This is a genomic window from Thermomonas haemolytica (assembly GCF_004346265.1).
In the GTDB taxonomy this organism is placed as follows: domain Bacteria; phylum Pseudomonadota; class Gammaproteobacteria; order Xanthomonadales; family Xanthomonadaceae; genus Thermomonas; species Thermomonas haemolytica.
On record NZ_SMAP01000004.1, the window covers coordinates 210,194 to 223,305 of the forward strand.

Genomic DNA, 13,112 nt, shown 5'->3' on the forward strand with positions numbered 1-13,112 from the left:
CGTGTGGCCGTGGCGGGCGATCAGTTGTCGTCGCGCCAGCGGCGCAGGCGGATGCTGGCGGCGATCATCACGACCCCGGCGGCGGCGCCGATCCAGAGCTGCGGGGTGGCCAGCGTGGTGTACATCGTCCTGAGCGCGGCCATGTGCCCGAAGTGGCCGTCCTTGAGTGCGCCGAGGTCGATCACGCTGAACCAGGAGCCGGGGAACACGCCGCCCAGCAGGTGCGCCACTACGTGCTTCCAGAACCAGCTGCTCTGGAGGTCGAACAGGTGCAGCAGGTCGAACCAGCTGATGAACACCCCGGCGAACACCGGCAGCATGATCGCCCACAGGAATGGCTTGTTGCGGGCCCAGGCCGAGCACAGCATCAGCCAGCCGGCGCTGGGCAGCGCCCACAGCGCGTACACCGGGATCGCCGCGATCGCCAGGCCCGCGTTGGCCAGCAGGTTGCCGGGGCTCCATAGCAGGGTGAACGGGTTGCCGTGGTGGATCAGCACGAACACGCTGAGCACCAGCAGGAACGCGACCATGCAGGCGATCCCGACCGCCACCGCGAGGGCCGGCGCCACCAGCAGCGCGCTGGCCGCCTTCGACAGCACGGTGTCGCGGTCGGAGACCGGCAGCGACTTCCAGAACAGCACGCTGCGGTTTTTACGCTCGTCGTACAGGCTGCCCAGGCAGTAGAAGAACACCACGAAGCCAAGTGCCAGCAGAGGCCAGATCATCGCCGTGGCGGTGCTCATGCTGACGCCGTCGGCCAGCTTCTGCAGGTCCTCGGGCGACATCTTGTCGGTCAGCAGGCTGAGGTCGAGGCCGTTGACCACCACCTGGCCGTCGACCTGGATGCCGCCGTGCGCGGTCGCTGTCCGGCGCAGCCCCACTTCGGCCATCACCAGCGCCATCAGGGTGAGCACCAGGGAAATGCCGCCGGCCCAGACCGGCGCCCAGAAGAAGCCACCCTTGTGCTCCCAGAACTCACGCTTGAGCAGCAGCTTCAGCTTGTGGGTGGCATGCGGCGGAGTGCGCGCGGGCGCGCGCGGGGCGGCTTCGAAACCGTCCATGTCGGTGCGGGCGTTCATGCGTAGGTTCCTTTCATGGTGGCGACGAACAGGTCGGCCAGGCCGGGGGTGCGGGTTTCGCCCAGCTGCGCCAGCTGCGCCGGGTCGACGCCGTCGAACAGCATCACGGTCTTGCCGAAGGGCAGGCTGCGCTCGTCGATGGGTTTCAGCGCGCGCGCGGCCTCCAGCCGGTCGGCATTCACCAGCACTTCGGTGTAGCGCTCGCCGAGGCTGTCCATCTGCGCTTCAAGCACGATCTTGCCGTCGCGGATGAACATCAGGTCGGTGAGGATGTGCTCGATCTCCTCGACCTGGTGGGTGGTGATCAGGATGGTCTTGTTCTCGTCGAAGTAGTCCTCCAGCAGGCGCTGGTAGAACTGCTTGCGGTAGAGGATGTCCAGGCCGAGGGTGGGCTCGTCCAGCACCAGCAGGCGGGCGTCGATGGCCATCACCAGCGCCAGGTGCAGCTGCACGATCATGCCCTTGGACATCTCGCGCACCTTCATCCCCGGCTTGAGCTGGGTGCCTTCCAGGAAGCGCTGGCAGCGCGCGGCATCGAAGCGCGGGTGCACCCCGGCGACGAACTCGATCGCCTGCGCCACCGTGATCCAGCGCGGCAGCACGGCCACGTCGGCGATGAAGCAGACATCGTTCATCAGAGCGTCGCGCTGGGTGCGCGGGTCCTTGCCCAGCACCTCCAGCCGGCCCTCGAACGGGATCAGGCCGAGGATCGCCTTGAGCGCGGTGGTCTTGCCGGCGCCGTTGGGGCCGATCAGGCCCACGATCCGGCCGACTGGGATCTCGAAGCGGGCGCCGTCCAGCGCCAGCTTGTTCTTGTAGGCCTTGCGCAGGCCGCTGGCGGAGACGATGGGAGCGGTCATGGTGGCGTTCACTTGGTCCCCCGGGTCTGCTTCGGATCCAGCAGTTCATCGATGCTCAGGCCCAGGCGCTGGATGCGTTCCAGCACCAGCGGCCATTCCTCGCGCAAGAAGCGCTCGCGCTCGCTCTGCAGCAGGCGCGCGGCGGCGCCTTCGGTGACGTACATGCCAAGTCCCCTGCGTTTTTCGACGAGTTGGTCGTCCGCGAGCTCCTGGTAGGCGCGCGAGACGGTGATCGGGTTCAGCTGGTATTCGGCGGCCACCTGCCGCACCGAAGGCAGGGCATCGCCCGGCTTCAGCACGCCGTCCAGCATCATCGCGATCACGCGCTCCTTCAGCTGGCGGTAGATGGGAGCGCCATCGCTCCATTCGACGGCGGCCATGGCTCAGCTCCGCGGCGAGAAGGAGAAGAACGGCATCCGCACCGACTGCCGCGGCGTGCGCGCAGCGGCGCGGGCGGGCGGTGCGTCCAGCGCGGGCGCCAGGCCGGCCAGGGCGGTGTCCTGCAGCGGCGCGTCCTGCGCCAGCGATGCCGGGGCGGAGGGGGTGGCCGGGGTGCTGGCCAGCAGCGCGATGACGAACAGCGCGCTGGAGGCCAGGGCGGCCATCAGGGAGTTGTGGAGCTTGCGGTTCATGGTGAACGTCCTGCTCTGGGTGTTCGGTGTTGTAGGCAACTATAACACTAGGATTTCGACTGTCAAGCACCGTTCGACCCAACCAAAGACAGGGGTGGGGGAAGGGCCGGCACGCGCGAAGGATTGCCGCTGCCGGGCCGGGGAACGACAATGGCGCGTTGCCCGGCCGGCCTGCGCGCCCGCGGCGGGCGCTTCCGGAGAGCGACACGATGCGGTTTTCATTGCGGCGGCCCTGGGCCGTATTGCTGGCCCTGGCCCTGGTGGTGGGTACGCTGCAGGCACAGGAAGCAACGCCTTCCAGCGAGCGTGAGCAGATCGGTTACATGCTGGGCCTGGACGCCAGCCGCAGCGTTGGCCCGGGTCTGCCGGACGTGGATATGGCCGCGTTCCAGCGCGGGGTGGAGAATGCGATGGCCGGCGGCAAGCCGCCGCTGGCACCGGACGAGGCGCGCGTCACCTGGCAGGGCCTGATGGCGAATATCGCCGCGCGCAAGGCCGGCAAGCCGGCGGAGGCCCTGGACCGCGCCAAGGTGGGCCTGCTGCTGGGCACCACCGTCGGCCTGACGATGCAGGACGCGCGCGGCGAGTTCGACATGCCGATGTTCCTGCGCGGGGTGAAGGACGGCGCCGACCCGGCCGCCAAGCCGCTGCTGGACGCGGCGCAGCTCGCCCAGGTGCGCAGCCGGTTCTCGGCGCGGCTGGAGGAGAAGCGCGCCGAGGAGCGCAAGCGCGCGGGCGAGTCCGCGCTCGAGAAGGAGCAGGCGTTCCTGGCCAAGAATCGTCAAGTGAAAGGCGTGTTCGTCACCCCCAGCGGCCTGCAGTACCAGATCCTGCGCCAGGGCAACGGCGTGCGCCCGAAGCCGGGCCAGCGGGTCAAAGTGGATTACGTCGGCACCCTGCTGGACGGCACCAAGTTCGACAGTTCCTACGACCGCGGCGAGCCCGCCGAATTCGGCCTCGACCAGGTCATCAAGGGCTGGAGCGAGGGCGTGGCGATGATGCCGGTCGGCGCCAAGTACCGGTTCTGGATCCCGGCTGCGCTCGGCTATGGTGAAAAGGGCGCCGGCCGCGACATCCCGCCCAATGCCACCCTGGTGTTCGACGTGGAACTGTTGGGCGTCGAATGAGTCCAACCGCAGCGTTCTATCCGTAATCGTGTTCCTGCCGGTGCCCATGCCGGCCCACTCTTTCGCCATTTCCCCGGAGTTTCCCGCAGATGAAGCCGATCGTCCGTCCCGCCCTGCTCGCCCTGGCCACCGTGCTGGCCGTGTCCGCCTGCAATACCCAAAAGAAGCCGGTGGAAGTCTCCGACGCCGCTGCCCAGGCCGGTAAGGCGGCCGACGAGAAGACCGGCTACCCCGGCCTTCCCACCGAGAAAGAGCAGGTGAGCTATGCCATCGGCATGGCGATGGGCAAGCAGCTGTCCGAGATCAAGGACGAGGTCAATACCGACACCGTGGTGAAGGCGCTGCGCACCCAGATGACCGGCGGCAAGGCGCTGATCACCGAGGCCCAGGCGCAGCAGATCATGCAGGGCTTCGGCCAGCGCATGCAGGCCAAGCAGATCGCCAAGATGATGGAAGAAGCCAAGGCCAATCTGGAGAAGGGCGAGAAGTTCCTGGCCGAGAACGCCAAGAAGCCGGGCGTGGTCACCACCGCCTCCGGCCTGCAGTACCAGGTCATCACCCAGGGCAAGGGCCCGAAGCCGGCCGCCAGCGACGGCGTGAAGGTGAACTACAAGGGCACCCTGCTGGACGGCACCGAGTTCGACAGCTCCTACAAGCGCGGCGAGCCGGCGGTGCTGCCGCTGCAGGGCGTGATCCCGGGCTGGGCCGAGGGCCTGCAGCTGATGCCGGTTGGCTCCAAGTACAAGTTCTGGATCCCGGCCAAGCTGGCCTACGGCGAGCAGGCGCCGCCGATGATCGGCCCCAACCAGGTGCTGGAGTTCGAGGTCGAACTGCTGGAGATCGTGAAGCCGCCGCGCGACGCGCAGTAAGGCCGGCGCGGTAAACTCCGCGCTGTCGTTCGAGGCCCGGCGCGCTGCGAGCGCGCCCGGGCTTTTTCTTTCCGGAGGCAAGGGAAATGCGCATCTGTATTTTTGGGACCGGCTACGTGGGCCTGGTCACGGGCACCTGCCTGGCCGAGGTGGGCCACGAGGTGGTGTGCGTGGACATCGACGCGGCCAAGGTCGCGGGCCTGAACCGCGGCGAGGTGCCGATCTACGAGCCGGGCCTGACGCCGATGGTCAAGGCCAACCACGCCGCCGGGCGGCTGCGTTTCACCACCGATGCGGCGGAGGGGATCGCCCATGGCGACGTGCTGTTCATCGCGGTGGGGACCCCACCGGACGAGGATGGCAGCGCCGACCTGCAATACGTGCTGGCGGTGGCGCGTACCATCGGCCGGCATCTGCAGCGGCCGGCCATCGTGGTGGACAAGTCCACCGTGCCGGTGGGCACCGCCGACCGCGTGCGCGCGGCGATCGCAGAAGAACTGGCCGCGCGCGGCGTGGATCTCCATTTCGACGTGGTGTCCAACCCCGAGTTCCTGAAGGAGGGCGCGGCGGTGGAGGACTGCATGCGCCCGGACCGCATCGTGATCGGCACCGACAGCCCGGCGGCGCTGGAGACGTTGCGCCGGCTGTACGCGCCGTTCAACCGCAACCACGAGCGGATCGTGGCGATGGACGTGCGCTCCGCCGAGCTGACCAAGTACGCCGCCAACGCGATGCTGGCGACCAAGATCAGCTTCATGAACGAAATCGCCAACATCGCCGAGCAGGTGGGCGCGGACGTGGAGATGGTGCGCAAGGGCATCGGCTCCGATCCGCGCATCGGCTGGCATTTCATCTATCCCGGCGCCGGCTACGGCGGCTCGTGCTTCCCCAAAGACGTGCAGGCGCTGGCGCGCACCGCGCAGCAGCACGGGGTGGAGCCGCGCCTACTGGACGCGGTGGAGGCGGTGAATGCCGCGCAGAAGCAGCATCTGTTCGCGCTGATGGCGCGTCACTACGGCGGCAGCGCGCAGCTGCGCGGCAAGACCGTCGCGGTGTGGGGGCTGGCGTTCAAACCCAACACCGACGACATGCGCGAGGCGTCGAGCCGTACTTTGCTCGCGCAGCTGTGGGACGCCGGTGCGCGGGTGCAGGCGTTCGATCCGGAGGCGATGGACGAGGCAAGGCGGATCTTCGGGGCGCGCGATGACCTGCGGCTGTGCGACAGCGCGCAGGCGGCGCTGGAGGGCGCGGATGCGCTGGTGGTGGTGACCGAGTGGAAGCAGTTCCGCAGCCCGGATTTCGCGCGGCTGAAGGCGGCGCTGGCCGATGCGGTGGTGTTCGATGGGCGCAACCTGTACGCGCCCGACGAGGTCGAGGCCGCCGGGCTGGCCTATTACGGCATCGGTCGCGGGCGCTCGCTGCGGCGGGAGGCGCTGGCATGAGCGAGCTCGAACGGCGCCTGGTGGACCTGGAGACCCGGCTGGCGTTCCAGGAGCATGCGCTGCAGGAGCTCAGCGACGCGCTGGCGGCCGCGCGCGCCGAGGAATCCGCCAATGCGCTGCGCCTGCATCGCGCGCTGGAAGAATTGCGCCAGCTGCGCAGCGCGCTGGCCAACAGCCCGGCGGTGGGCGATGCCGCCAGCGAACCCCCGCCCCCGCATTACTGACGGTGCCGGGCGTCCGCCATCCGCAGGCGGGCGGCCCCGGCCGGGCAGAACCAAGCGAGCAGAACCAAGCGAGCAGAACCAAGCGAGTACCACCATGAGCAATTCCCTCCGCGACCAGTTGCTGGGCCTGGGCTTCAAGGACGCCCCGAAGCCCGCCGCGCGCCCGAAGCAGGAGCCGCGCCGCCAGGACGCGCGCAAGCCGCAGCCGGGGCAGGGCGGCAAGCCCGCGCGTCCGTCGCGCCCGCACGCGCCGCGCACGCGCGAGGACATCGACCTCGCCAAGGCCTACGCGATCCGCGCGCAGAAGGAAAAGGAGGAGCGCATCGAGGCCGAGCGCCTGAAGCAGGAGGAGGCGCGCCAGCGCCGAGAGGCCAAGGCGAAGCTGGAGGCATTCCTGCAAGGCAAGGCACTGAACGCTGCGGATGCCGAGTACGTGCGCCACTTCGAGTACGGCGGCAAGATCAAGCGTGTGCACGTCACCGCCGAGCAGCTCAAGGCGCTCAATGCCGGCCAGCTCGGCGTGGTCCAGCTCAACGGCCGCTACCTGCTGGTGGATGCCGCGGTGCTGGCCGAGGCCGAGGCCATCTTCGCCCCGGCGGTGGCATTGAAGGTGGATCCGAATGCGCCCGCCGCCGACGACCCGTACTCCGATCCGAAATACCAGGTGCCGGACGATCTGGTGTGGTGAGGGGCGCGCCTCAGTCCGGATCGTAGTCCAGGTTGGACGACAGCCAGCGCTCCGCCTGCGCCAGCGGCACGCCTTTGCGGCGGGCGTAGTCCGCGACCTGTTCCTTCGACACCCGGCCGACCACGAAGTAGCGGCTGTCGGGGTGGCTGAAGTAATAGCCGGACACGCTGGCCGCCGGACTCATGGCGAAGTGCTCGGTCAGGGTGATGCCGGCACGTGCGGGCGCGCCCAGCAGGTCGAACAGCACCTGCTTCTCGCTGTGCTCCGGGCAGGCCGGGTAGCCGGGGGCCGGGCGGATGCCGCGGTAGCGCTCGGCGATCAGGGCGGCGTTGTCCAGCGCCTCGTCGGGCGCGTAGCCCCAGAACTCGGTGCGCACGCGCTGGTGCAGGCGTTCGGCGAAGGCTTCGGCCAGCCGGTCCGCCAGCGCCTTGAGCAGGATCGCGCTGTAGTCGTCGTGGGCCGCCTCGAAGCGCGCCACGTGCGGCTCGATCCCGATGCCGGCGGTGACGGCGAAGCCGCCGATCCAGTCCTGGCGGCCGCTGTCGCGCGGGGCGATGAAGTCGGCCAGGCAGAGGTCGGGCCGGTCGGCGGGCTTGTCGGCCTGCTGGCGCAGGAAGCGCAGCCAGCGCTCGCCGCCATCGGCCTGCAGTACCACGTCGTCGCCCACGCTGTTGGCCGGCCATAGGCCGAACACGCCCTTCGCGGTCAGCCATTTGCCGGCGACGATGCGGTCGAGCATGGCGCGTGCATCGCGGTACAGCTCGCTGGCCTGCGCGCCCACCACCGGGTCGGTGAGGATGGCGGGGAAGCTGCCGGCCAGTTCCCAGGCATTGAAGAAGGGCGACCAGTCGATCCACTCGACCAGCTCCGCCAGCGGGTAGTCGTCCAGCACGTGCACGCCGGGCTGGCGCGGGGCGGGCGGGGCGTAGCTGGCCCAGTCGGGCCGGAACGCCTGCGCACGCGCCTGCTCCAGCGATACCAGCCGCTTGCCGTCGCCGCGCTGGCGGTGGCGCTGGCGCACGTCGGCGTAGTCGTTGGCCGCGGCCTGCACGAAGTCGCCGCGCAGCTCGGGTGACATCAGCGACTGCGCCACGTTCACCGCGCGCGAGGCGTCCTTCACCCAGATTGTCGGCGCCTCGTAGTGCGGATCGATCTTCAGCGCGGTGTGCGCGCGCGAGGTGGTGGCGCCACCGATCAGCAGCGGGATGGAGAAGCCCTGCCGCTGCATCTCCTTTGCCACGTGGCTCATCTCTTCCAGCGAGGGGGTGATCAGCCCGGACAGCCCGATCATGTCCGCGCCGGCCTCGCGCGCGGTGTCCAGGATCTTCTGCGCCGGCACCATCACCCCGAGGTCGATCACCTCGAAGTTGTTGCAGGCCAGCACCACGCCGACGATGTTCTTGCCGATGTCGTGCACGTCGCCCTTGACCGTCGCCAGCACGATGCGGCCGTTGCTGCGGCCGGTATCGCCGCTGCGCAGCTTCTCGGCCTCGATGTAGGGCAGCAGGTGGGCGACCGCTTTCTTCATCACCCGCGCCGATTTCACCACTTGCGGCAGGAACATCTTGCCGGCGCCGAACAGGTCGCCGACCACGTTCATGCCGGCCATCAGCGGGCCTTCGATCACGTCCAGCGGGCGCGCCGCGGCCTGGCGGGCCTCCTCGGTGTCGGCCTCGACGTACTGGTCGATTCCGTGCACCAGCGCGTGTGACAGGCGCGCGGCGACCGGCTGCTGGCGCCACGCCAGGTCCTCGGCCTTCTTTTCGCCTTTTTTCTTCCGGTAGTTGTCGGCGATCTCCAGCAGGCGCTCGGTGGCGTCCGGGCGGCGGTTCAGCACCACGTCCTCCACCCGCTCGCGCAGCAGCGGGTCGAGGTCGTCGTACAGCGGCAGCGCACCGGCGTTGACGATGCCCATGTCCATGCCGGCGCGGATGGCGTGGTACAGGAACACCACGTGGATCGCCTGCCGCACCGGCTCGTTGCCGCGGAACGAGAACGAGACGTTGGACACGCCGCCGGAGACGTGGCAATGCGGGAAGCGGCGGCGCAGCTCGCGGGTGGCCTCGATGAAGTCCACCGCGTAGTTGTCGTGCTCCTCGATGCCGGTGGCGATCGCGAACACGTTGGGGTCGAAGATGATGTCCTCGGGCGGGAAGCCCACGTCCGTGGTCAGCAGGTGGTAGGCGCGCGCGCAGATCCCGACCTTGCGCGCCGCGCTGTCGGCTTGGCCTTCCTCGTCGAAGGCCATCACCACCACCGCCGCGCCGTAGCGCCGCACCAGGCGGGCCTGGCGCAGGAATTCCGTCTCGCCTTCCTTGAGCGAGATCGAGTTGACGATGCCCTTGCCCTGCAGGCACTTCAGGCCGGCTTCGATCACCTCCCACTTGGAGGAATCCACCATCACCGGCACCCGGGCGATGTCCGGCTCGGCGGCGATCAGGTTGAGGAACTCCACCATCGCCCGCTTCGAATCCAGCAGGCCTTCGTCCATGTTGACGTCGATGACCTGCGCGCCGCTTTCCACCTGCTGGCGCGCCACCGCGACCGCCTCGTCGTAACGGCCCTCGAGGATGAGCTTCTTGAACTGCGCGCTGCCGGTGACGTTGGTGCGCTCACCGACGTTGATGAAGTTGGACTCGGCCGTGATGACCAGCGGCTCCAGCCCGGCCAGCCGGGTGTGGCGGGGCAGGGTGCTCATGCCGCGGCCTCCGCGGGCACGGCATCCAGCACCGGCACCGCGCGCGGCGGCAAGTCGCGGACCGCGGCGGCGATCGCGCGGATGTGGTCGGGCGTGGTGCCACAGCAGCCGCCGACCAGGTTCAGCAGGCCGGATTCGGCAAAGCCGCGCAGCACCGCGGCCATGTCCTCCGGGGTCTCGTCGTAGCCGCCGAACGCATTCGGCAGCCCGGCATTGGGATGGGTGCTGACGTGGGTATCGGCCACCCGTGCCAGCACGTCGATGTGCTGGCGCAGGTCGCGCGCGCCGAGCGCGCAGTTCAGGCCGATCGCCAGCGGGCGCGCATGCCGCAGCGAATACCAGAACGCCTCGGCGGTCTGCCCGGACAGGGTGCGCCCGGAGGCATCGGTGATGGTGCCGGACACCATCACCGGCAGCCGCGCGCCGACCTCCGCGAACACGTCATCGATCGCGAACAGCGCGGCCTTGGCGTTGAGGGTGTCGAACACGGTTTCGACCATCAGGATGTCGGCGCCGCCTTCGACCAGGCCGCGTGCGGCCTCGCGGTAGGCCTCGGCGAGTTCGTCGAAGGTGATGGCGCGGAAGCCGGGGCGGTTAACGTCCGGCGAGAGCGAGGCGGTGCGGCTGGTGGGGCCCAGCACGCCGATCACGAAGCGCGGCCTCGACGGGTCCTGCGCTTCGATGGCGTCGCATTCGGCGCGGGCCAAGCGCGCGCCCTCGCGGTTGAGTTCGCGCACCAGGTGCTGCAGGCGGTAGTCGGCCAGCGAGACGCGGGTGGAGTTGAAGGTGTTGGTCTCGACCAGGTCGGCGCCGGCCTTGAGGTAGGCACGGTGGATGCCGCGGATGATGTCCGGGCGGGTCAGCGACAGCAGGTCGTTGTTGCCGCGCTGGTCGTGCCCTTCGCAGCCGCAGCCGGGGCCATGGGCGTGGCCGGCGGGCGCATACAGGGCATCGAAGCCGGCGGCGAAGCGCTCGCCGCGGTAGTCGGCCTCGGTCAGGTCGTGGCGCTGGATCATGGTGCCCATCGCGCCGTCGATCACGAGGATGCGGCGTGCGAGCGCGTCCTGCAGCGCGGCGGCACGGACGGGGTTGAGCCAGGGCAGGGGCATGCTGGGGCGTCCTCCGCTCACGGCTTGATGCCGGTGAGCGCGATCACTTCGAAATGGGGAGGGCGGCGCTCGCGGGTGACGGTCTCGCAATTGGCGATGGCCAGCCCGGCCTTTTCCGCGAACTTGCGCAGTTCCTTCTGGGTGAAGCCCAGGTTCACGTGGCCGTAGGCCTCCACCACGCTGCGGTGCTCGTGGCGGGCCAGGCTGGACAGCAGCAGGCGCCCGCCCGGGCGCAGCACGCGCGCGGCCTCCGCCACCGCCTGCGCGGGCTTGGTTGCATAGGTCAGGGCATGCATCAGCACCACCAGGTCGAAGCTGGCGTCCGGAAATGGCAGCGCGTGCATGTCGCCCTCGCGCACCTCGACGTTGCTGAAGCGGCGCAGGCGCTCGCTGGCCGCCGCGACCACGCGCGGGCTGGAATCCACGCACACGTAGCGGTTGGCGTGCGGGGACAGCAGTTCCGCCAGCACGCCGTCACCGGAAGCGATGTCCAGCACGTCGCCCGGCCACAGCAGCGGCAGCGCGGTGCGGGCCAGCGCCTCCCAGGTGCGACCCGGCGAGTAATGGCGTTCCATGTCGCCGGCCACGCTGTCGGCCCAGTTCTGGTCGGCCGCGCGCATCGCCAGCACCGCGGGCACGCGCTCGGCGTCCTGGCGCAGCAGGGGGTCGTCGCTGCCGGTGCGGATGGACTGCCACAGCATGCGCTGGGCCGGTTCGATCGCGGCATCGTCGAAGCGGTAATAGGCCGAGACCCCGGCGCGGCGGTCGCGCACCAGGCCGGCCTCCTTGAGCTTGGCCAGGTGGGTGGATACCCGCGGCTGCGCCAGCTGGGTGATCGCGGACAGCTCCGCGACGGTCAGCTCCTCGCCTTCCAGCAGCGCCAGCAGGCGCACGCGGGTGGCATCGGCGAACACCTTCAGGTGCGCGGACCAGCCTTCCAGATCCATAAATATCTTTCCATCGCGATTTAAAGATAATTATTCCGCGATGCCGCCTGCAGGTCAAGCCGGGCCGTCGTGGCGGCGGCGCGCGGCGATGACGGCGGCGAGGGGCGGCGGATCGCCCGGCGCGCGATCGGAATGCGCGGCGCGCGGCGCCTGCATCGGCGTTTCGCACGGGGTCGCCTGCGAAGCGCCGGACGCCGCCGCATGGCTGGGGTTCGCCGCGGCGCGGGGCTACAATGCCGCATCTTCGGAGACACGCATAGAGAGGCGCTCGTGGATTTCGGCTTCAGCGAAGAACAATTGATGATCCAGGACGTGGCGAGGCGGATCGCGCGCGAGAAGATCGCGCCCAGCGCCGAGCACCACGACCGCAGCGGCGAATTCCCGCTGGAGAACATTCGCGCCCTGGGCGAGAACGGCCTGATGGGCATCGAGGTGCCGGTCGAATACGGCGGCGCCGGGATGGATCCGATCAGCTACGTGCTGGCGATGATCGAGATCGCCGCGGCCGACGCCGCCCACAGCACGATTGTTTCCGTCAACAACTCGCTGTTCTGCAACGGCATCCTCACCTTCGGCACCGAGGCGCAGAAGCAGAAGTACGTGCGCGCGATCGCCGAAGGACGCGAGATCGGCGCGTTCGCGCTGACCGAGCCGCAATCGGGTTCGGATGCCACCGCGATGCGCTGCCGCGCGGTGAAGCAGGCCGACGGCCGCTTCGTGGTCAACGGCAAGAAGAGCTGGATCACCTCCGGCCCGGTCGCCAAGTACATCGTGCTGTTCGCGATGACCGAGCCCGAGAAGGGCGCGCGCGGCATCACCGCGTTCATGATCGACACCGAACGCGCCGGCTTCCACCGCGGCAAGACCGAGCCGAAGCTGGGCATCCGCGCCTCCGCCACCTGCGAGATCGAGTTCACCGACTACGTGGTGGAAGCCGACGAGGTGCTGGGCGAGGAAGGGCAGGGCTTCAAGATCGCGATGGGCGTGCTGGACGCCGGCCGCATCGGCATCGCCAGCCAGGCCATCGGCATCGCCCGCGCCGCGTACGAGGCCACCCTGGCCTACGTCAAGGATCGCAAGGCCTTCGGCCAGCCGATCGGCGCCTTCCAGATGACCCAGGCCAAGATCGCCGACATGAAGTGCAAGCTGGACGCGGCCATGCTGCTGACGCTGCGCGCGGCGTGGCTGAAGGGGCAGGGCCAGCGCTTCACCACCGAGGCCTCGGTGGCCAAGCTGACGGCATCGGAGGCGGCGATGTGGATCACCCACCAGGCGCTGCAGATCCATGGCGGCATGGGCTATTCCAAGGAAATGCCGATCGAGCGCTATTTCCGCGATGCCAAGATCACCGAGATCTACGAAGGCACCAGCGAGATCCAGCGGCTGGTGATCGCCCGCAACGAAACCGGGCTGCGCTGAGCACGCCTCCCGACGGCC

At 69.2% G+C, this 13,112-nt stretch carries 13 protein-coding genes; 6 read left to right on the plus strand and 7 right to left on the minus strand.

Annotated elements, in window-relative coordinates; all coding sequences use genetic code 11:
* Positions 1-20 precede the first annotated feature (20 nt).
* From EDC34_RS07270 to EDC34_RS07285, 4 genes are read right to left on the minus strand one after another with little or no spacing between them, the layout of a single operon-like run.
* Positions 21-1,079 carry an ABC-2 transporter permease gene (locus tag EDC34_RS07270; protein ID WP_240311129.1) on the minus strand — a complete coding sequence of 353 codons (1,059 nt, stop codon included), beginning with the start codon at positions 1,077-1,079 and terminating at the stop codon, positions 21-23.
* On the minus strand, positions 1,076-1,939 hold the full coding sequence (locus EDC34_RS07275; RefSeq protein ID WP_114960971.1) for an ABC transporter ATP-binding protein: 864 nt from the start codon (positions 1,937-1,939) through the stop codon (positions 1,076-1,078). The genes EDC34_RS07270 and EDC34_RS07275 overlap by 4 nt, the downstream gene beginning before the upstream one ends.
* An 8-nt stretch (positions 1,940-1,947) precedes the next feature.
* On the minus strand, positions 1,948-2,319 hold the full coding sequence (locus EDC34_RS07280; RefSeq protein ID WP_114960935.1) for a GntR family transcriptional regulator: 372 nt from the start codon (positions 2,317-2,319) through the stop codon (positions 1,948-1,950).
* Positions 2,320-2,322: 3 nt separating this feature from the next.
* Positions 2,323-2,571 (minus strand): hypothetical protein, encoded by a 249-nt coding sequence (locus EDC34_RS07285; RefSeq protein WP_114960936.1) that lies wholly within the window; start codon positions 2,569-2,571, stop codon positions 2,323-2,325.
* A 209-nt stretch (positions 2,572-2,780) separates the two neighbouring features.
* Here EDC34_RS07285 and EDC34_RS12310 point away from each other — a divergent pair, with 209 nt between their 5' ends.
* From EDC34_RS12310 to EDC34_RS07310, 5 genes are all read left to right on the plus strand, one after another.
* Complete coding sequence (locus EDC34_RS12310) at positions 2,781-3,698, plus strand: FKBP-type peptidyl-prolyl cis-trans isomerase (protein ID WP_114960937.1); 918 nt, start codon at positions 2,781-2,783, stop codon at positions 3,696-3,698.
* A gap of 89 nt (positions 3,699-3,787) precedes the next feature.
* On the plus strand, positions 3,788-4,567 hold the full coding sequence (locus EDC34_RS07295; RefSeq protein WP_114960938.1) for an FKBP-type peptidyl-prolyl cis-trans isomerase N-terminal domain-containing protein: 780 nt from the start codon (positions 3,788-3,790) through the stop codon (positions 4,565-4,567).
* Between the two features lie 86 nt (positions 4,568-4,653).
* Positions 4,654-6,009 (plus strand): UDP-glucose dehydrogenase family protein, encoded by a 1,356-nt coding sequence (locus EDC34_RS07300; RefSeq protein ID WP_114960939.1) that lies wholly within the window; start codon positions 4,654-4,656, stop codon positions 6,007-6,009.
* Entirely contained in the window at positions 6,006-6,233 is a 228-nt protein-coding gene (locus EDC34_RS07305) for a SlyX family protein (RefSeq protein ID WP_114960940.1), read from the plus strand. Before EDC34_RS07300 ends, EDC34_RS07305 begins: the two co-directional genes overlap by 4 nt.
* A gap of 94 nt (positions 6,234-6,327) precedes the next feature.
* A complete protein-coding gene (locus tag EDC34_RS07310) occupies positions 6,328-6,921 on the plus strand; it encodes a DUF2058 domain-containing protein (RefSeq protein ID WP_114960941.1) in 594 nt (197 codons plus the stop codon).
* Between the two features lie 10 nt (positions 6,922-6,931).
* Here the strand turns inward: EDC34_RS07310 and metH are convergent, their stop codons facing one another.
* Genes metH through EDC34_RS07325 form a run of 3 tightly spaced genes read right to left on the minus strand, consistent with a single transcriptional unit; the run spans position 6,932 to position 11,675 of the window.
* On the minus strand, positions 6,932-9,619 hold the full coding sequence (metH, locus tag EDC34_RS07315) for a methionine synthase (RefSeq protein WP_114960942.1): 2,688 nt from the start codon (positions 9,617-9,619) through the stop codon (positions 6,932-6,934).
* Positions 9,616-10,728, minus strand: a complete 1,113-nt coding sequence (locus EDC34_RS07320) for a homocysteine S-methyltransferase family protein (protein ID WP_114960943.1) — start codon at positions 10,726-10,728, stop codon at positions 9,616-9,618. Before EDC34_RS07320 ends, metH begins: the two co-directional genes overlap by 4 nt.
* A 17-nt stretch (positions 10,729-10,745) precedes the next feature.
* On the minus strand, positions 10,746-11,675 hold the full coding sequence (locus tag EDC34_RS07325; protein WP_114960944.1) for an ArsR/SmtB family transcription factor: 930 nt from the start codon (positions 11,673-11,675) through the stop codon (positions 10,746-10,748).
* A gap of 270 nt (positions 11,676-11,945) precedes the next feature.
* Here EDC34_RS07325 and EDC34_RS07330 point away from each other — a divergent pair, with 270 nt between their 5' ends.
* Complete coding sequence (locus EDC34_RS07330; RefSeq protein ID WP_114960945.1) at positions 11,946-13,094, plus strand: acyl-CoA dehydrogenase family protein; 1,149 nt, start codon at positions 11,946-11,948, stop codon at positions 13,092-13,094.
* Positions 13,095-13,112: the final 18 nt, after the last annotated feature.

What these genes read in the sequence shown, in the direction of transcription:
- EDC34_RS07270 (WP_240311129.1), bottom strand. Translation starts at nt 1,079, where the DNA reads ATGAACGCCCGCACCGACATGGACGGTTTCGAAGCCGCCCCGCGCGCG.
- EDC34_RS07275 (WP_114960971.1), bottom strand. Translation starts at nt 1,939, where the DNA reads ATGACCGCTCCCATCGTCTCCGCCAGCGGCCTGCGCAAGGCCTACAAG.
- EDC34_RS07280 (WP_114960935.1), bottom strand. Translation starts at nt 2,319, where the DNA reads ATGGCCGCCGTCGAATGGAGCGATGGCGCTCCCATCTACCGCCAGCTG.
- EDC34_RS07285 (WP_114960936.1), bottom strand. Translation starts at nt 2,571, where the DNA reads ATGAACCGCAAGCTCCACAACTCCCTGATGGCCGCCCTGGCCTCCAGC.
- EDC34_RS12310 (WP_114960937.1), top strand. Translation starts at nt 2,781, where the DNA reads ATGCGGTTTTCATTGCGGCGGCCCTGGGCCGTATTGCTGGCCCTGGCC.
- EDC34_RS07295 (WP_114960938.1), top strand. Translation starts at nt 3,788, where the DNA reads ATGAAGCCGATCGTCCGTCCCGCCCTGCTCGCCCTGGCCACCGTGCTG.
- EDC34_RS07300 (WP_114960939.1), top strand. Translation starts at nt 4,654, where the DNA reads ATGCGCATCTGTATTTTTGGGACCGGCTACGTGGGCCTGGTCACGGGC.
- EDC34_RS07305 (WP_114960940.1), top strand. Translation starts at nt 6,006, where the DNA reads ATGAGCGAGCTCGAACGGCGCCTGGTGGACCTGGAGACCCGGCTGGCG.
- EDC34_RS07310 (WP_114960941.1), top strand. Translation starts at nt 6,328, where the DNA reads ATGAGCAATTCCCTCCGCGACCAGTTGCTGGGCCTGGGCTTCAAGGAC.
- metH (WP_114960942.1), bottom strand. Translation starts at nt 9,619, where the DNA reads ATGAGCACCCTGCCCCGCCACACCCGGCTGGCCGGGCTGGAGCCGCTG.
- EDC34_RS07320 (WP_114960943.1), bottom strand. Translation starts at nt 10,728, where the DNA reads ATGCCCCTGCCCTGGCTCAACCCCGTCCGTGCCGCCGCGCTGCAGGAC.
- EDC34_RS07325 (WP_114960944.1), bottom strand. Translation starts at nt 11,675, where the DNA reads ATGGATCTGGAAGGCTGGTCCGCGCACCTGAAGGTGTTCGCCGATGCC.